Source organism: Streptomyces sp. NBC_00370, from assembly GCF_036084755.1.
Taxonomy (GTDB): domain Bacteria; phylum Actinomycetota; class Actinomycetes; order Streptomycetales; family Streptomycetaceae; genus Streptomyces.
Genome location: NZ_CP107968.1, coordinates 3,983,071 through 3,999,439, shown reverse-complemented (window position 1 = coordinate 3,999,439; position 16,369 = coordinate 3,983,071). Strand labels below are relative to the sequence as shown.

Annotated in this window: 17 protein-coding genes; 9 read left to right on the top strand and 8 right to left on the bottom strand. The window is 71.5% G+C overall.

What is annotated here, in order from left to right; all coding sequences use genetic code 11:
* Nucleotides 1-38: 38 nt before the first annotated feature.
* The gene (locus tag OHS57_RS17795) at nucleotides 39-1,670 is read right to left on the bottom strand and encodes an ABC transporter permease (protein ID WP_328582606.1); all 1,632 of its coding nucleotides are present in this window, start codon (nucleotides 1,668-1,670) and stop codon (nucleotides 39-41) included.
* On the bottom strand, nucleotides 1,667-2,566 hold the full coding sequence (locus OHS57_RS17790) for an ABC transporter ATP-binding protein (RefSeq protein WP_328582605.1): 900 nt from the start codon (nucleotides 2,564-2,566) through the stop codon (nucleotides 1,667-1,669). Before OHS57_RS17790 ends, OHS57_RS17795 begins: the two co-directional genes overlap by 4 nt.
* A 75-nt stretch (nucleotides 2,567-2,641) precedes the next feature.
* On the opposite strand from OHS57_RS17790, the gene OHS57_RS17785 reads away from it, so the two are divergent.
* Nucleotides 2,642-3,160 (top strand): GbsR/MarR family transcriptional regulator, encoded by a 519-nt coding sequence (locus OHS57_RS17785; RefSeq protein WP_041987845.1) that lies wholly within the window; start codon nucleotides 2,642-2,644, stop codon nucleotides 3,158-3,160.
* Here OHS57_RS17785 and OHS57_RS17780 read toward each other — a convergent pair.
* Together OHS57_RS17780 and OHS57_RS17775 are read right to left on the bottom strand one after the other, a co-directional pair.
* Complete coding sequence (locus tag OHS57_RS17780) at nucleotides 3,078-4,232, bottom strand: hypothetical protein (protein ID WP_328582604.1); 1,155 nt, start codon at nucleotides 4,230-4,232, stop codon at nucleotides 3,078-3,080. The genes OHS57_RS17785 and OHS57_RS17780 overlap by 83 nt on opposite strands.
* Before the next feature lie 37 nt (nucleotides 4,233-4,269).
* On the bottom strand, nucleotides 4,270-5,154 hold the full coding sequence (locus tag OHS57_RS17775; protein ID WP_041987850.1) for a hypothetical protein: 885 nt from the start codon (nucleotides 5,152-5,154) through the stop codon (nucleotides 4,270-4,272).
* Between the two features lie 217 nt (nucleotides 5,155-5,371).
* On the opposite strand from OHS57_RS17775, the gene OHS57_RS17770 reads away from it, so the two are divergent.
* Together OHS57_RS17770 and OHS57_RS17765 are read left to right on the top strand one after the other, a co-directional pair.
* Nucleotides 5,372-6,655: an adenylosuccinate synthase gene (locus tag OHS57_RS17770; protein WP_041987853.1), complete on the top strand. Its 1,284-nt coding sequence runs from the start codon at nucleotides 5,372-5,374 to the stop codon at nucleotides 6,653-6,655.
* Nucleotides 6,656-6,821: 166 nt separating this feature from the next.
* The gene (locus OHS57_RS17765; RefSeq protein ID WP_328582603.1) at nucleotides 6,822-7,796 is read left to right on the top strand and encodes a quinone oxidoreductase family protein; all 975 of its coding nucleotides are present in this window, start codon (nucleotides 6,822-6,824) and stop codon (nucleotides 7,794-7,796) included.
* Nucleotides 7,797-7,800: 4 nt separating this feature from the next.
* Here OHS57_RS17765 and OHS57_RS17760 read toward each other — a convergent pair whose 3' ends face one another.
* A complete protein-coding gene (locus OHS57_RS17760; protein ID WP_328582602.1) occupies nucleotides 7,801-8,535 on the bottom strand; it encodes a helix-turn-helix transcriptional regulator in 735 nt (244 codons plus the stop codon).
* A gap of 226 nt (nucleotides 8,536-8,761) precedes the next feature.
* Between OHS57_RS17760 and OHS57_RS17755 the strand changes: the two genes are divergently transcribed.
* Nucleotides 8,762-9,430, top strand: a complete 669-nt coding sequence (locus OHS57_RS17755) for an alpha/beta fold hydrolase (protein WP_328582601.1) — start codon at nucleotides 8,762-8,764, stop codon at nucleotides 9,428-9,430.
* Between the two features lie 1,608 nt (nucleotides 9,431-11,038).
* The gene (locus tag OHS57_RS17750; RefSeq protein WP_328582600.1) at nucleotides 11,039-11,239 is read left to right on the top strand and encodes a hypothetical protein; all 201 of its coding nucleotides are present in this window, start codon (nucleotides 11,039-11,041) and stop codon (nucleotides 11,237-11,239) included.
* Nucleotides 11,240-11,253: 14 nt separating this feature from the next.
* Here the strand turns inward: OHS57_RS17750 and OHS57_RS17745 are convergent, their stop codons facing one another.
* From OHS57_RS17745 to OHS57_RS17735, 3 genes are all read right to left on the bottom strand, one after another.
* Nucleotides 11,254-11,826, bottom strand: coding sequence for a sigma-70 family RNA polymerase sigma factor (locus tag OHS57_RS17745; protein WP_328582599.1), 573 nt, complete (start codon nucleotides 11,824-11,826; stop codon nucleotides 11,254-11,256).
* A 182-nt stretch (nucleotides 11,827-12,008) separates the two neighbouring features.
* The gene (locus OHS57_RS17740; RefSeq protein WP_328582598.1) at nucleotides 12,009-13,010 is read right to left on the bottom strand and encodes a hypothetical protein; all 1,002 of its coding nucleotides are present in this window, start codon (nucleotides 13,008-13,010) and stop codon (nucleotides 12,009-12,011) included.
* 73 nt (nucleotides 13,011-13,083) lie between these two features.
* The gene (locus OHS57_RS17735) at nucleotides 13,084-13,902 is read right to left on the bottom strand and encodes a lytic transglycosylase domain-containing protein (protein WP_041987871.1); all 819 of its coding nucleotides are present in this window, start codon (nucleotides 13,900-13,902) and stop codon (nucleotides 13,084-13,086) included.
* 210 nt (nucleotides 13,903-14,112) lie between these two features.
* Here OHS57_RS17735 and OHS57_RS17730 point away from each other — a divergent pair, with 210 nt between their 5' ends.
* The 4 genes from OHS57_RS17730 to OHS57_RS17715 all read left to right on the top strand — a co-directional run bounded on the left by OHS57_RS17730 (nucleotide 14,113) and on the right by OHS57_RS17715 (nucleotide 16,368).
* Entirely contained in the window at nucleotides 14,113-14,925 is an 813-nt protein-coding gene (locus tag OHS57_RS17730) for a hypothetical protein (protein ID WP_328582597.1), read from the top strand.
* Nucleotides 14,922-15,203, top strand: coding sequence for a hypothetical protein (locus OHS57_RS17725; RefSeq protein WP_041987876.1), 282 nt, complete (start codon nucleotides 14,922-14,924; stop codon nucleotides 15,201-15,203). Before OHS57_RS17730 ends, OHS57_RS17725 begins: the two co-directional genes overlap by 4 nt.
* A 109-nt stretch (nucleotides 15,204-15,312) precedes the next feature.
* Entirely contained in the window at nucleotides 15,313-15,600 is a 288-nt protein-coding gene (locus tag OHS57_RS17720; protein ID WP_041987878.1) for a hypothetical protein, read from the top strand.
* Between the two features lie 15 nt (nucleotides 15,601-15,615).
* The gene (locus tag OHS57_RS17715) at nucleotides 15,616-16,368 is read left to right on the top strand and encodes a hypothetical protein (protein WP_241778546.1); all 753 of its coding nucleotides are present in this window, start codon (nucleotides 15,616-15,618) and stop codon (nucleotides 16,366-16,368) included.
* Nucleotide 16,369 lies beyond the last annotated feature (1 nt).

Sequence of the window (16,369 nt, the reverse complement as noted above, 5' to 3'; positions counted from 1 at the left end):
CCACAGCCTGTGGACAACGGCGCCGTTCCCGTTCCTCGTCAGGTCTGCATGTCCCGTCGCCGCAGCCCCGCCAGGCCCCCCGCCACCAGCACCACCGCGAGCGCCGTCAGTGTCACGACCGGCGTCCACGTCATCTCCGTGCCCGGCAGCTTCGGGAGGTGGCCGAAGGGGGACAGGTTCATCACCGGCCGGGGCAGGTCGAGTGCCGGGCCGATCCAGCCCAGTGCCAGGGCCAGACCCGCCACCGCCCAGCCCGCCGGCGCCGCCTTCGGGGCCACGCCGTACAGCAGTACGGCGAGTGCGGCCAGCGTCCAGATCGCGGGGAGCTGGACCAGCGCGGCGCCCAGGATCGGCCCCAGGTCGTGGCCGTAGCCGAGGGCCAGGCCGAGGCCGCCCAGCAGCATGATCACGGCGGCTCCGCCGAACGCGATCAGCAGATGCCCCGCCGCCCAGCGCAGCCGGCCGACCGGACCTGCGAGGACCGGCTCCGCGCGTTGGGTCGTCTCCTCGCCGTTCAGCCGCAGCACCGAGGCGACCGCGTACAGCGCCGTGACCATCCCGAGCATGCCGACCATCGCGGCCAGGAACGAGTCCGTCAGGCCCTGTTGGCCGCCCATCCTCGCGATGATGTCCTTCGTCTGCTGGTTGTCGCCGACCAGATCGCCCGCGCCGTCCGTGATCCCGCCGAAGATGACCCCGGCGGCCAGCAACCCCGCGCCCCAGCCGAACAGCGAGCCGCGCTGGAGCCGCCAGGCCAGCCCGCCCGCCGTGGCCAGCTTGCCTTCGGCGGGGCCCGGACGGGCCGGCAGGAACGACATGCCGACGTCGCGGCGGCCGGTGAGGACGTACGCCACGACCGCCTGCACGCCGATCGCCGCCAGCAGGAGCAGCAGCACCCACCACCGCTCGTCGGCGTAGGCGCGTACGTTCTCCGCCCAGCCGATCGGCGACAGCCACGTCAGCACCGACGAGCCGTCCGTGGACGACGCGTCGCCCGCAGCCTTCAGGACGAACGCCGCGCCGATGACCGCGACCGAGAGGCCGCGCGCCAGCCGTGCGTTCTCGGTGATCTGCGCGACGATCGCCGCCGTGCAGGCGAACAGCATGCCCACGGCGCCGGTCGCGAGCCCCAGCGCCAGTGAACCGGCCGTTTCCTGGCCGTTCTTGGCGAGCACCGCCGTAATCAGCAGCACCAGGCCGGTGTTGGCGATCAGTGCGGTGAGCAGCGCGGCCGTGAGCGGTGCCCGGCGCCCCACCATCGCCGAGGACAGCATTTCCTGACGGCCCGTCTCCTCTTCCTCGCGGGTGTGCCGTACGACGACGAGCAGGCTCATCACGGCCGCCAGCGCCGTGCCGAAGCTGGTGATCCGCCAGGCCGTGAGGCCGCCGATCGAATCGTCGAACACCGGTCCGTACAGGGCGCGGAGCGAGCTGTTGGTGGCCATCGAGTGCGTGATGTCCGCGCGTTTGGCGGCCGTGTCGTACAGCGTGGTGAACGACTGCGCGACGGACGAGTACGAACCGGCCAGCACCACGACCCAGACCGGGATCATGATCCGGTCGCGGCGCAGCGCGAGCCGCAACAGCGGTCGCGTACTGGCGAGTTGACGCGAGCCGCCGGTGCGGCGCGCCTGCGGCAGTGCGGCCGGAGAAGCCGCGGTCGTGGTCATCGCGCCATCGCCTCACGGTCCGAGTAGTGGCGCAGGAACAGCTCCTCCAGCGTCGGCGGCGTGCTGGTCAGCGAGCGGATCCCCGACGCGGAGAGCGAGCGGATCACCGCGTCCAACTCCTCCGTGTCGACCTGGAGTTTGACCCGCCGTCCCTCGATGTCGAGGTCGTGGACGCCCGGCAGCCCGCCGAGCGCGCCCGGCGCACCGGCCAGTTCCGCGCTGACGCTCGTACGGGTCAGGTGCCGCAGCGCGGAGAGCGTGCCCGACTCGACGGTTCGGCCGAGCCTGATGATGCTCACCCGGTCGCACAGCGCCTCGACCTCGCTGAGCACATGGCTGGAGAGCAGTACGGTCCTGCCCCGGTCGCGCTCCTCCTCGACGCAGCTCTGGAAGACCTCCTCCATCAACGGGTCGAGTCCTGACGTCGGTTCGTCCAGGATGAGCAGATCGACGTCGGAGGCGAAGGCGGCGACCAGCGCCACCTTCTGCCGGTTGCCCTTGGAGTACGTACGGCCCTTCTTCGTCGGGTCCAGCTCGAACCGCTCGACGAGCCGCGCGCGCCGTGCCGTGTCGAGTCCGCCCCGCAGCCGGCCGTAGAGGTCGATGACCTCACCGCCGGAGAGGTTGCGCCACAGGGTCACGTCCCCCGGTACGTAGGCCACCCGGCGGTGCAGGTCCACCGCGTCCTTCCAGGGGTCCCCGCCGAGCAGCTGGGCCGCGCCGGAGTCCGCGCGCAGCAGGCCGAGCAGCACCCTGATGGCGGTGGACTTCCCGGCTCCGTTGGGCCCGAGGAAGCCGTGGACCTCGCCGGCCTCGACGGCCAGGTCGAGGCCGTCCAGTGCGTGTGTCCTGCCGAACGACTTGTGCAGTCCGGCGACCGTGATTGCCTTCGTCATGTTTCGGAAAGTACGCTACTTTCACAAACTTGTGAAGTTAAGGAAGTGTAAAAAGGGCTCGGTTAGGATGGCGGGATGAGCAGCAGCAGCGTGAGCAGCGACGGGGTCGCCGCGGAGCGCGATGAGCAAGCCGTGGCGCGCTTCATCGAACGCTTCGCTTCCGAGCTGACGGCGGGCGGGATGCAGCGGACGGCCGCCCGGGTCTTCGCCGCGCTCCTCGCCTCCGACGACGCGAGCCTCACATCGGCCGAGCTGGGGATACGTCTGCAGATCAGCCCGGCCGCCGTGTCCGGCGCGATCAGCTACCTCACGCAGGCCGGCATGGTCGGCCGCGAACGCGAACCGGGCTCACGCCGCGACCGCTACCACCTGCACAACGAGCTCTGGTACGCCACCTTCGCCGACCGCGGCTCCGTGCTGGTCCGCTGGCAGCACACCCTCAGCGACGGCGCGGACTCACTGGGCCGGGACACACCGGCGGGCGCGCGGGTCGCGGAGACGCACGCGTTCTTCAAATTCCTGCACGGCGAGCTGGGCGGACTGATGGAGCGGTGGCGGCAGAACAGGGACGAGCTGATCGCGAAGGAGCGCTGAGGCCGTCCGGCCCCGGCCCCGGCCCCCTTCCCCCGGTGAACGCGGCGGCTTCACGCCTCGCGCGCCTTCGTCGTACGAACCGGGTGGTCCCGCCACCGAGGCCGATCACCGTGACCGCCAGGCCGGCGAGTATCAGGTCGTCGTTGACGTCGTTGGCGACGGTCCCTTGCCACCGGTAGTCGTACAGGTCGCCCTCCCACGGCCCGTACGAGACCACCCAGCCGAAGTCCACGTCGCCGACCAGCAGCGGGTCACGGTCCGGGTCGCACTGGAAGGGGCCGCGGTGCATGGTGCCGTTCCAGGGGTCCTTCCACTTCACGACGCAGCTGCCGTCGGGCGCTTCCTTGACCACCGTCAGCTCGACCTGCGGATCGTCGTACGCCGCCTCGGAGGCGGCGATGCCGAGGCCCAGGACCGCGAGCCCGGCCAGCAGGACCCAGCGGAAGATCCACCGGTGGTGGATCGGGACCGGGTGGGCGGACGGCGTCTTCGACAGGCTCACCCCGGGCGCGGGCTTCGGCGCCGGCCGTTCCAGCAGGCCGCGCTGTTCCGCGTCCCGTATCGTCCGCTGCCGTCGCAGCGGCCCCCGTACCGTGCGTACCCAGACCAGTTCGCCGCCGCCCGGCGGTGCGACGACGCCGCCGGTGCGCGGATCGCCGCACCACCAGAGCACGCCGTCCGACTCGGGGCTGCCGGGGTCGACCAGGTGGCGGCGGATCGTCGTCATCGGCGCGACCGGCAACAGCGCGTCGCTCGCCGGGTCCTTGAGCACCACCGCCGCCCCGTGCGGCCCGTGCGGCGTGGCCACGGCGGCGCACGATGTCCAGGTCGTGGCGGCGAGCTGCCGCGCCATCCGGCGGGCCAGCCGCAGCGAACCGAGGCCGACGGCCAGCAGGATCAACGCCAAGGCGAGCAGGGATCCGGCGCTCGCGCCGAGGCTGCCTGCCGTCGCCGTGCCGACGGTGAGCAGGACCGCCCCCGCGGCCGTCCACCGCAGCGCCCGGCGGCGGTAGCGGGACAGCGCCTCCGCCGTGGCTCCGACATCCAGTGCCGATGTGACGTGCGTACTCATCGAACGGCCCCCCGGGCGTGCGTAGCTCTACCTGACGTTAGCCCTGGCGCCGCCTGCCGTCACCGGTCGCGGACGAATACGCCGCAGGGAGCGTCAGGCCCCAGGCCTCCGGGCGCAGCGTCCAGGTCCGGCGGCGTACGGGCCCGGTGACCCGGGCGTCGGCGCGGTAGCGGAAGTCCGCGCCCGACACCGTCACCGACAGGGCGCTCGCCCGTAGCGGCTCGGGCGATCCCGCCGTGCGGATCACGACCTCGGCGCGGCCCCCGTACGAGCGGACCGTCACCGCCTCGACCGGGGCGTCCAGGTCGCTGAGCACGACACCGTCCGCCTCCACGCGGAGCTGGTACGTGTGCGCCGCGGCGCCGTGCGGATGCGGGGCGGGCCGCACCAGCGTGCGGACCAGGGACCGGCAGGCGTGCCACACCGACGGGCCCGGTGGCCCCGCGGCCTCCCCGTTGGCGCGGGCGGGCAGCGCGGGGATGCGGAGATCGCCGAGCACCACCCCGTCGCTGTCGTCCACCAGCAGATCGAGCCGGCGCACCGCCCCGTAGAGCACGGCGCGCGCCGCCGCCACCGCGCCCGCGGGGACGCCGAGCGAGGAGGCGAGCGCGAGATCAACGGCGCTGCCGATCGGGACGAGGGACAGCGCCCCCGTGGCCAGTTCTCGCTCCTTGTGGAGCAGGGCGACCGTACGCAGCAGCGCCCGGTCGTCGCCGATCACCACCGGGCGCCGGTGGCCGCGTCTGGCGAGCGCGCGTGCGAACTCCTCGGGGGTGTCCGGCAGACAGATCTTGACGGCCGCACCCGCGCTCAGCACGTCTTTCGCGATGCGCACGGATTCGCCGTCGGTCCGGCGCGCTACCGCGTCGATGACCACCAGAAGGTGCTGCGCGCCGTTTTCGGCGGGCTCCGGAGCCGACACCTCGGTCCTTCCTCGGGTAGCATCTTTGTGCAAGAGCCCCTTGCGCTATTGCGCCAGGGGCTTCGTCTATTCCGGGGCAACCGGGTCGACGGTTAGGGCTGTCTCGTACAACGTTGTGCGATGGCATGTCGTGCCTTACGGCGCACTCGCGCCGAACGTACGGCGTATGTGCGCCCCCCGACCTTGGACATGCCCCGCCCGGAAGGGGTGTACGCCTGTGCCCGCACTTGTGCTGCTCGGTGCTCAGTGGGGTGACGAAGGCAAGGGAAAGGCCACCGACCTGCTCGGTGGGTCCGTGGATTATGTCGTGCGCTATCAGGGCGGCAACAACGCCGGCCACACGGTCGTCGTAGGCGACCAGAAATACGCACTGCATCTCCTCCCTTCCGGAATCCTCTCCCCGAGCTGTGTTCCCGTGATCGCCAACGGGGTGGTGGTCGACCCGGCCGTCCTGCTCTCCGAGCTGAGCGGACTCAACGAGCGCGGTGTCGACACGTCAAAGCTGCTGATCAGCGGTAACGCTCATCTGATCACCTCGTACCACACCACGATGGACAAGGTGACGGAACGCTTCCTCGGCTCGCGGAAGATCGGTACGACGGGGCGCGGCATCGGCCCGTCCTACGCCGACAAGATCAACCGGGTCGGCATCCGGATCCAGGACCTGTACGACGAGTCGATCCTGCTCCAGAAGGTCGAGGCGGCCCTGGACTTCAAGAACCAGGTCCTCGCCAAGCTCTACAACCGGCGCGCGGTCGAGGCCGGCCAGATCGTGGAGGAGCTGCTCGGGTACGCGGATCAGCTCAAGCCGTACGTGACCGACACGGTGCTGGTCCTCAACAAGGCCATCGAGGACGACAAGGTCGTCCTGTTCGAGGGCGGCCAGGGCACGCTCCTCGACGTGGACCACGGCACGTACCCCTTCGTCACCTCGTCCAACCCGACGGCGGGCGGCGCCTGCACGGGTTCGGGCGTGGGCCCGACGAAGATCAGCCGCGTCATCGGCATCCTCAAGGCGTACACGACGCGCGTCGGCGCGGGGCCGTTCCCGACGGAGCTGTTCGACGAGGACGGCGAGGCGCTGCGCCGCATCGGCGCCGAGCGCGGCGTCACGACGGGCCGCGACCGGCGGTGCGGCTGGTTCGACGCGGTGATCGCGCGGTACGCGACGCGGGTCAACGGGCTGACGGACTTCTTCCTCACGAAGCTGGACGTGCTGACCGGCTGGGAGCAGATCCCGGTGTGCGTGGCGTACGAGATCGACGGCCGGCGGGTGGAGGAACTCCCGTACAGCCAGTCGGACTTCCACCACGCGAAGCCGATCTACGAGTACTTGCCCGGGTGGTCGGAGGACATCACGAAGGCGAAGACGTTCGCGGACCTGCCGAAGAACGCGCAGCGGTACGTGAAGTCGCTGGAGGAGATGTCGGGGGCGCCGATCTCGGCGATCGGGGTCGGACCCGGTCGTACGGAGACGATCCAGATCAACTCGTTCCTGTAGCGGGGCGGTTGGGCGCGTAGGCGCCTGGGTGGTTCGGGGCCGGACGCTTTTGTGCGTCCGGCCCCGTCGTCCTTTCCGTGGGTCGGGTGCTTGCGGGGTGTTCGTTGCGGAGCGTACATTCAAAGTGTTCGCTTAGCATTGAACACTTCAGCCGGGGGCGACAGCCATGCGCGCGATCCAGTTCGACGAAATCGGCGGACCCGAGGTCCTCAAGGTCACCGAGGTCCCCGTACCGGAGCCCGGCCCCGGCGAGGTGACCGTCGATGTGGCCTACGCCGGGGTCAACTTCGCCGACACCAAGGCCAGGGCCACCGGATACCGGGTGCCGTCGCTTCCGTTCCGGCCCGGGCTGGAGGTCGCCGGGCGGATCCGCGCGGTCGGCGCGGGTGTCGTGGGACTCGCGCCGGGCGAGCAGGTCGCCGCCCTCACCCCGCAGGGCGGGTACGCCGAAGTCGTCGTCACTCCCGCGTCCTTCGTCTTCGCGCTGCCCGACGGTGTTCCGCTGCGGGTCGGCGCGACGCTGCCGACCGTACTGCCCACGGCGCACGCGCTGTTGCACGAGGTGGGGCGGCTGCGGGCGGGCGAGACCGTACTGATCCAGGGCGCGGCCGGCGGAGTCGGCCTGGTGGCAGGGCAGTTGGCCCGGCTGGGCGGTGCGGGCGGGGTGTACGGGGTGGTGTCCCGCGAGGAGAAGGTCGCGGAAGCGCTCAAGTACGGCTACGACGAGGTGTTCGTCGGCGACGGGTTCGCCGAAGGCGTCCGGGCCGCCACGGGCGGGCGGGGGGTGGACCTGGTCCTCGACCCGGTCGGCGGCGACACGCTGCGCCGCGGCCTGGAGTCGCTGGCGATCTTCGGCCGCCTGGTCTCCTTCGGAAACGCGAGCGGCGCGGAGGCCTGGCAGGCGGGCCAGCCCGAGCTGTACCCGCGCGGTCTCTCGGTGGCCGGCTTCTCGATCCTGACCCTGGCCCAGACGGAGCCGGAGGCGCTGCGCGCGGTGGCGGAACGCTCGTTCGCGCTGGTGGCGGAGGGGCAGGTCGTACTCCCGATCACGGCGGAATTCCCGCTGGGGGAGGTGGATGAGGCACACCGGCTGATGGAAACGCGCACCACTACGGGCAAGTTGCTGCTGAGCCTGGGGTGAGCGGTCACCCCGGCGGCCCCGCGTTCCGTTCTGCGCGGTAGCGGCCGGGGGTCGTGCCGATGATGTGGGTGAACGCGGCGATGAAGCTGCTGGGGTTGGCCCAGCCGCACGCGTAGGCGGTCTGCGTGGTGTCGTGGCTGTCGGCGAGGAGTACGAGGGCGTGGTAGACGCGTAGTTGGGTGCGCCACTCGTAGAACGTCATGCCGAGTTCGTCGCGGAAGAGGCGGCTGAGGGTGCGGGTGCTGGCTCCGGTGGTCCTGCCGAGTTCGGCCAGCGTGGCATTGTCCGCCGGATTCTCGTACAGCAGCCGGGAGACGGCCCGCAGCCGGTCGTCCCGAGGTTCGGGGAGATGCAGGGGCTGTTCGTGTGCTTCGCGGAGCTCGTCGACGAGGACGCGGTGGAGGCGGGAGCGGGCGGGGCGGGTGTGGGCGGGGCGGGTGTGGTGGGGTGCGTCGGCGTCGGTGTCGTAGTTGCGGGGGCCGGTCAGGGCGAGCAGGACCTCGCGGGCGAGGTCGGAAGCCAGGAAGACGACGGGACGGTCGGGGACGAGCCGGGCGAGGGACGGCGCGAGGAAGACGATCCGCATGTCGGTGTCGCCGTGGGCGCGGTGCTGGTGCGTGAACCCGGCGGGCGTCCAGGCGACGCGGTTGGCGGGCACGACCGCCGTGCCGCGCTCGCCGTGCACGGCCAGGACGCCGCGGGCCGCGTACACCAGGTGTCCCCGGGCGTGCGATTGCACGGCGCTCGTCCCGCCGGACGGCCAGAGGTGACGGCCGCCGGACGGCCATACATGGGACGTCACGCCGGGGAGCGGGTGAGGTTGGCGGCGAACGGGCATCAGTTGGCATTCTACCGGTGGCGCGCCATGGGTGGGTCGGACGAGGGTGGTGTGCGTGCGGCGATGCCGCGTCTTGAGCGGGCTTGAGCGGGCTGCTTGAGAGGGCTTGGAGAGAAGGAGAAACGCCATGGAGACGTTCGTACTCGTACCCGGGGCATGGAAAGGGGCCTGGGCATTCGAGGCGGTGGTCCCGCCGTTGGAGCGGGCGGGGCACACCGTGCACGCCCTGACCCTGACCGGTCTGCGACCGGACGACGACGACGCGACGGTCGCGACGGCCAACCTCGACACGCACGCCGAGGACGTGCTGCGGGCCCTGGACCGGCACGACATCACCGACGGGACGCTGGTCGGGCACAGCTACGCCGGGATGGTGATCGCGGCGGCGGCCGACCGCGCGGGCGGGCGGATCTCGCGGCTGGTGCACCTGGACGCGTATGTACCGCGCGACGGTGAGTCGTGCTGGTCGGCGACGAACGACCACTTCCGGGGGGTGTTCGCCGCCGGCGCCACGGACACGGGCTACGCCGTCCGCCCCCCGGCGGGCGGCGACCCCCGCCGCCGCCCCCACCCCCTGGCCGCGTTCCTGCAGACGATCCGGCTCACGGGCGCGTTCGCGAAGGTCCCGCGCAGGGAGTTCGTCTACTGCGCGGGCTGGGAAGACCGAACACCGTTCACGCCCCTCCGCACCCGCCTCCGGACGGACCCCACCTGGCGGGTCCACGACCTCCCGACGGCCCACAACGCGATGCACGAGGCACCGGAGGCGGTGGCGAAGATCCTGCTGGGGGGTTGAGGGGGGGTGTGCGGGTGGGGGACGCACGGGCCGGGCCGGGGAGTGGTGGCGGGTGCTTTGCCGGGTGCGGGTGCCGCGCGGCGGTTGAGTGGGGGGACTCGGGCTGGCTAAGCGTCCGCCCCCGCCGGGGAGCGGTTGGGACTCATGCCCCGCTGGTCATTGTGGGGTGGCGGGTGCGGGTCAGGGCGGCATGGGCCGGGAGCTGTGCGGACCCGGAAGTTAGCCGAACCGAGGGCCGCCCCTTTCTGTTGAGTGTCGCGGTTGCGGTCCGGGCGTCAAGGGCGCTCCTGCGTCGCGTCGCTTCGCGATGGGCTGCGCCCACCCTTGACTCCCGAACCTCCACCGCAAGGGAAGGCTGGGGGGGCGGCCGGGGGGGCTCCACGGGGGAGGCCCGGGAGTGGTGGCGGGTGCTTGGCCGACTGGCAGGTGCCACGCACCAGTTGAATGGGGGGACTCGGCCCGGCTCGGCGTCCGCCCCGGCCGGGTATCGGTTGCGACTCATGCCCCGCTGGTCACTCCGGGTGGGTGAGGAGCGGGCCGGGGAGCGGGCCGGTAGGTGGAAGGGGTGTGACTGGAGTGGCAGAAGGCGGCTCCTGAGACACCGATCGGGCGTCTTTTGCGTCCTGTGTTGCGTTAGACGCGCCGCAGGGCGCATCAGGCGGGTGGGGCCAGGGAGCCCCGGTCGGCTTCGGGGCGGAAGTGGGGTGCGTGGGATGCCACCACTCACGCAAGGCTCGCCTGCCGCACCTGCCCCCTGAGTCACACCCGTCCCACCGCCCAGGGGCCCGCACCGGCCTAATGCGTCCCGCAGCGCGTCTAATGCAACGCCCCACGCATAAGGCTTCCGACGGCTGCCTCACTGGGCACTTTCGTCCCACCCGCCCCGCCGGAGTCCAGATCCATAGGGCTGATGGGCATCCGCCGCCCAATGGCGCGTTCAACGCAACACGGGACGCAAAAGGCGCCGGATGACCGCCCCACGAACCATCTCCTATCACTCCAGTCACACCCGCCCCACCCACCGGCCCGTTGCCCCGGCCCAACTACCCCCGCCAGCAGGCCATCCCGCCCCGCCCCCACTCACAGCGACCAGCGGGGCATGAGTCTCAGCCGCTGCCCGGTGGGGGTGGACGCCGAGCCGGGCCGAGTCCCCCCATGCAACCGCCGCGTGGCACCCGCCAGTCGGCAAAGCACCCGCCACCACGAACCCAGCTCCCCCGTGGAGCCCCCCGGCCGCCCCCCCTCAAAGAAGTACTTGCGGTGGAGGGCCGGGGGTCAAGGGTTAAGCGCAGCGCAATCGGCGCAGCCGACGCGACGCAGGAGCGCCCTTGACGCCCGGACCGGAGCCGCGACACTCAAACCCCAGGGGCGGCCCTCGGTTCACCTAACCTCCCGGCCCGCACAGCCCCCGGCCCATGCCGCCCTGACCCGCACCCGTCACCACGAACCCGGTGCCTCCGCAGAGCCCGCCCCCGCCGGGGGTGATCTGATCAGCGTATAAAAATCCAGCACTGTGGGACGCGGAACCACATCGACCTCTGGGACCGGCGTGTCCTGCCTGACGGGTTGGTGCCCGTGGGTTTCGGTGTGGTTCTTCGGGGGTCGTTGGTGCCGATCGTTCTGTGGCTGGCCGTTGGCGGCCTCATTGGCTCCGTCGTCAGCCCGGTCGCCGCAGGCGTCGAAGGCGGGGTCTTCCTGGCCCTCTTCCTTCTGGGCTTCGGGCTCCGAAGACGGGCCGGGCACTCCGTCGGGTGCAGCCTGCGTGGCGCTCTGGGTGGGGTGTTCGACAAGTCGATGGTGGGGTTCTGAGCTGCGTCGACCCGTCAGGCTCGGCGCGGGGCGCGGTCTTCTGGGTGTACTCCTCGTTCCTCCAGTGCCGACCTGAGGCAGCGAAGGGCGTAGTACACGCGGGACTTGACCGTTCCCTGCGGGACGCCCAGGGTGTCGGCCGCCTCCTGGGTGCTGCGGTCCGCGAAGAAGGTCTCCCTGAGTACTTCGCGGTGTGCCGGCGTCAGCGCCTGCAAGGCGTCGTGTACCACAATCGACGACAGGATCTGTTCGTTGTCGTCCGCCTTGGTGCCCAGCTCGCTCAGCCAGGTGGCGCCGCTCACCTCCAACGGCCTTGCCATCCGCGTCCGGTGGGCGTCGATGACGAGGTTGCGGGCGACCCGGAACATCCACGGGCGGACCGCCATGCCTTCGGTGTCGACCAGGTTTCGCTTGTTCCAGCAGCGCATCAGCGTCTCCTGGATGACGTCCTCCGTGCGGTGTGTGTCCCCGCCCAGCATCCGCAGCACGTACGAGTAGAGCGCGGGCCCGTGTTCCAAGTAGAGGTCGCGCAGCGCTCGTTCCTCGGGGGAGACCGCGCTGGCCGATCCGATGACCGTCACGTTCATGGTGTGCTCCTGCTCCTTGGGAGGCCCGGTCGCAGTCCTGGGGCGACTGGGACCCTTGGCCTCCTGGGGGAACGGAGTGTTCCGAGGTGCGTTCCACGTTCGTTTGACGTTGGTTGTACGAGCCCATGGACTTGTGTGTAACCGGCCCGACTTCGGGGCAGGGAGCGGGCTCCGGCGACCGATCAGACGTATGCCGCCAGTGCGTCGACGTGTCTGCGGACCTGTTCGGCGAGTTCCAGGTCGCCGGGCGACAGCAGGCCGCGGGCTTCCAACGCCTCCCACATGTGCAGGAGTTCGCGGCCGTGGGCGACGGCGGCCCGGTCGTCGTCAAGCTGCTGCCAAGCAGCCGCGGCCCGCGCCACCTCCACCGGCGCCTGGTTGTCCCCGGCGCCGCATCGGATACGGGCCACGGCCAGGGCGAGCACGATGGCCTCGCGGTGGTCGCCGCAGAGGTGTGCGAGATACGCCTCGACGGACCGCGCCTCCAGTGCGTGCGGATGGTCCGCGCCGACCGTACTGGTCAGCCGCTCGCGCAGTTCGGTCGCTTCGTCGAGCGCCTCGTCGAGCCGGCCGACGGACGCCAACGCGTTGATGTGGCCGATCTGGGCGGCGTGTTCGGTGGGCACGTCGACGGGTGCGGGCGCCACCACGGGCGCGGCGTGCACCGAGCCCGCGTGCACCGACCCCGCGCGCGCCGCCGCCGTCGCGCGGGCGCGGGCGACCGCCGTGGCGAGGGCGCCGACCCCGGCCCGCGCGACGGCCCCCGCCTTGGCGACGGCCCCGCCACCCGGCCCCGCCCCGGCATCGGCGTCCGCGTCCGCCCTCGCATGGGCCGGCTCCGGCTCGGGGGCCGATACCGCAGCCGGCTCAGGCTCGGGGGCCGACAAAGGCTCCGGCGTCGGCTCCGGTTCGGGAGCCGACATCAGCTCAGGTTCCGGCTCCTGCACCGGCTCCGCCGCTCCCAGCACCTGGCTCGACCCGTCCGGCAGCACCCGCAGGAAGAACTCCGCCGCACCCGGGCTGTCGTGCACCGTCGCGTCCACGGCGGTGCCGCGCTGCTGTGCGAACCGGTGCAACTGGTCGAGTACCGCCTCGTGCACGGACTGTTCGGGCGCGGGGACGAGCGGGTCCCCGTCGATCTCGGCGAGCCCGTTGTCGGAAATGTACACGGTGAAGGGGGCCATGGCTGCCGTCCTCATGCGGTGGGAGTGGTGATCGGGAAGGCGTGGGGGAGACGGTGGGACCGCCTGCGCCGCGTCACGGCGTCTCGCTCGGGTCGGGGGTGACGCCGGGAGTCGCGCCTGACGGCGGCGCCGCGATGCCCTGGTACTTGGCGAACTGGGCGCGGATGGCCAGGACATAGCCCTGTGCCTCGTTCGTCTGCGGCACCCCTTTTGCCGCGCGTACGGCGTCCATCCCGATGTCGTAGCCGGCCAGGGCGAGGTCGAGGGAGGTGTCGAGGGCCCCTTCGCCGTCGCCCTTGTCCTCGACCTCCCCGTTGTCGAGCATCTGCTGGCCCTGCTTGGCCAGATCGCACAGGTAGCGGCCCTGGGCCATGATCGAGTCCTCGGCGTCCAGCGCGGACGTCTTGTCGTTCTCGTCGTCGTCCTTGCCGTACTGCTTGAAGATGTCGGGCGGCAGCTGTGAGAGGCCCAGTTCACCGTTGGGTCCTTTCAGGGCCGCGTTGAAGCCGGACTCCTTCTCGATCTGCGAGGCGATGACGATCGGGCCGATGGCCGGGCACTGCTGGCCCGCCCGCTCGATGGGGTCCACCAGGTCGGCGGGGACCGTGGTGTCGTCGAGCTGGCCCTTGCCGTTGCCCTGAAGGACGTCGACCATCTGGTCCGCCGTGTCCTGGTTGGAACTGTCGCTCCCGCCGCCTCCGCCGAACAGCAGGATCAGCGCGATGAGGGGGGCGAGCAGCACCCCGAATCCGCCGATGATCAACACCACGACGAGCGTGCCGACCAGGGCGAGCGGGGACAGCAGGCAGCCGCATCCGGTGCCGGCGATGATGCCGTTCCTGACGACGTTCGAGCCGCCGCTCTCCTCGCCCGCTCCCATGCCTGCACTCATGCGCGCGTGCCTTCTTCCCTTCGCCTTGAACCGTCATGGCCACATAGCCCGTTGTGCTGTCCGACGGACTCGACAGATCCAAACGGGCCCCGTGGCAAATAAGTTCAAACCAGTGGAAAACCAGATGAGCCGCAGCAGCGGAAGCACGAGCGAAGAGGGGGGCGGGACACATATGGGCACTCCTTCGGCAACGCCGCCGGGCCCACAGTCGTGGGTACGGGGGCCGAAGTCCCCACAGCAGACGCCCCCCGGCGGGGGCACGCCGCCACCCGCGGCGGCGCCCGTGCCGCCCCGTACGACGGCGCCCGCACCACCGCCGCCCGCGGTGACACAACCGGTCGCTCAACCGGCGGCACGGCCGGTGCCACAACCGGTGCAGCCGGCGGCACCAGCACCCGCGCGGACGGCCCCGGTCGCCCCGCGCCCCGCAGCCACCGCAGCCGTCGCCGCCCCGCGTCAGCAGGCCGTTCCGCAAGCCGCCCCCAGCCCGCCCCGCACCCCGCGCCCGCCCGGCGCGCGGCCCCCGCGCCCGCCGCCGAGGCGGGCTGGGGCCAGTCGCGGCGGCCGAAGGCGGCGCGCGGGCGCTCGCGTGACGAGGTCGGCTGGGTCAAGGCGCACGGCGGCGCCGGTGTGACGTCGCTGGTCGAGGCGCTCGGCGGGGTGGACGTAGGAGCCCGCTGGCCGGAGCCCGCGCGCGGTGAGCCGCGGCGGATCGTACTGGTCGGCCGGACCAGCGCGGGCGGACTCCGGTCCGTCTCCCAGGCGTTGGGCGCGCTGAAGGACGGGAAGGCCCCGCAGGGGCTGGACCTGCTGGGCGTCGTCCTCGTCGCCGACGCCCCCGGCCGGCTGCCGCTGGTGCTGCTGCGCCGCATCCGGGTGCTGCGTTCCGTCGCCCGTGTGCACCGGGTGCCGTGGATCCCGGCCTGGCGTACGGGTGGCCGTCCGAAGCACGAACCCAGGCAACTCGTCACCCTCGCCAAGCTGGTGGGAAGCGCGAGCTACGGCGAGGGAGCCGTCTCGTGACCCGGTCCGTGGCCGCCGCACAGTTCCTGGCCGACTACGCACCGCCGACGGACGCCAACACGATCCTCGGCCTTCTCTCCTGGTGTGCGTCGGCCTGCGGTGTCGGCGGACTGATCATCGTCGGCATGCAGATGGCACTCCAGTTGCGCCGCGGTGAACCGGGTGAGGGCGGCGCGCACTTCCGCGGTGTTTTCTACATCGTCCTGAGCTGCCTCATCGCCACGACGGCGGGACCGCTCGTCACGGCCCTCGGCAACCTCACGCTGCTCGGCCCCTAGTACCTGCCCCGCACCAATCCCGACCGACCGCTCAACTGACCTTCCCGCACTGACAGTTACCCTCCCGCCCACCGCTCATGCCGGGCGCCGACTCCTCGGAGAGATCCCCATGTCACTGCTCCTCGCAGTCTCCAACATCCTGGCCGACGGCACTGTGCCCAAGCCGGTGAGCAACGCCCCCGACGAACTCACCGGCAAGGTCAACACCGTCCTCGGCATAGCCGCCTGGGCCGGTACGGCCGCCGGTGTCGCCGGTGTGCTGATCACCGGCGCGATGATGGCCGTCTCCGTCAAGCGCGGTGAGAGTTCGGAGCACATGAGCCGGCTCGGCATGGTGCTCGGCGGCTGTGTCCTCGTGGCCACTGCGGGCCCGCTGATCAGCTTCGTCTTCGCGTAGGCCGGGCGGACGGACGTGTTGTTCAAACGCAGGGAGCGGCGGGTCGAGGAATCCGGGCCGTACTACAAGCAGCGGAGCTGGCAGCTGTCGGCGGGATTCATCGGCGTCGTGGTCGTGGTGGGCATGATCGTCACACTGACGTCAGGCCACAGCGGCACCGCCGACCGTGCGAACGCGGCTGCGTCCGTCGGTCCGCTCTCCGGTAAATCGGTCCCGAAGGGCGGCCGGCCGCAGGGCTGCCGCACCGACGACAGTGCGGGCGACGCGCTGCCCAAGGCCGCCCCGAAGGACATCAGCTGGCGGACGCTCGGGGTCTCGCGGGTGCCCGTCTCGGCATCGGCGGGGCCCACCCGGATCGAGGGCGACCTGTGGTGGTGCTACGCGCACACGCCCGTCGGGGCCGTGCTGGCCGCCCACATCATCCCGTCCCAGATGAGCGGCTCCGGCTGGCGCACCGTCACCAAGCAGCAGGTCGTGGACGGGATCGGGCGCGACATGTTCGAGTTCCAGCGCGCCACCGTGCAGGACACCGACAGCGGGAGCAGTACGCCGGTCGCCTCGTACGTCGGTTTCATCGTGTCCTCCTACGGGAGCACGGGCGCGACGGTGAAGCTCCTCCTCAAGGGCGAGCAGGGCTACGCGGCGACCACCATCGTGCTGCGCTGGAGCGGTGGCGACTGGAAGGTCGTGCCTGACGACAACGGTGCGCTGCACTCGCCGGTCGCGGCCGTTCAGAACACCACCGGCTACACGCTTTGGGGGGTTTGAC

What these genes read in the sequence shown, in the direction of transcription:
- OHS57_RS17785 (WP_041987845.1), top strand. Translation starts at nt 2,642, where the DNA reads ATGAGCAGCAGCAGCGTGAGCAGCGACGGGGTCGCCGCGGAGCGCGAT.
- OHS57_RS17790 (WP_328582605.1), bottom strand. Translation starts at nt 2,566, where the DNA reads ATGACGAAGGCAATCACGGTCGCCGGACTGCACAAGTCGTTCGGCAGG.
- OHS57_RS17720 (WP_041987878.1), top strand. Translation starts at nt 15,313, where the DNA reads ATGTCACTGCTCCTCGCAGTCTCCAACATCCTGGCCGACGGCACTGTG.
- OHS57_RS17795 (WP_328582606.1), bottom strand. Translation starts at nt 1,670, where the DNA reads ATGACCACGACCGCGGCTTCTCCGGCCGCACTGCCGCAGGCGCGCCGC.
- OHS57_RS17740 (WP_328582598.1), bottom strand. Translation starts at nt 13,010, where the DNA reads ATGGCCCCCTTCACCGTGTACATTTCCGACAACGGGCTCGCCGAGATC.
- OHS57_RS17745 (WP_328582599.1), bottom strand. Translation starts at nt 11,826, where the DNA reads ATGAACGTGACGGTCATCGGATCGGCCAGCGCGGTCTCCCCCGAGGAA.
- OHS57_RS17735 (WP_041987871.1), bottom strand. Translation starts at nt 13,902, where the DNA reads ATGAGTGCAGGCATGGGAGCGGGCGAGGAGAGCGGCGGCTCGAACGTC.
- OHS57_RS17780 (WP_328582604.1), bottom strand. Translation starts at nt 4,232, where the DNA reads ATGAGTACGCACGTCACATCGGCACTGGATGTCGGAGCCACGGCGGAG.
- OHS57_RS17755 (WP_328582601.1), top strand. Translation starts at nt 8,762, where the DNA reads ATGGAGACGTTCGTACTCGTACCCGGGGCATGGAAAGGGGCCTGGGCA.
- OHS57_RS17765 (WP_328582603.1), top strand. Translation starts at nt 6,822, where the DNA reads ATGCGCGCGATCCAGTTCGACGAAATCGGCGGACCCGAGGTCCTCAAG.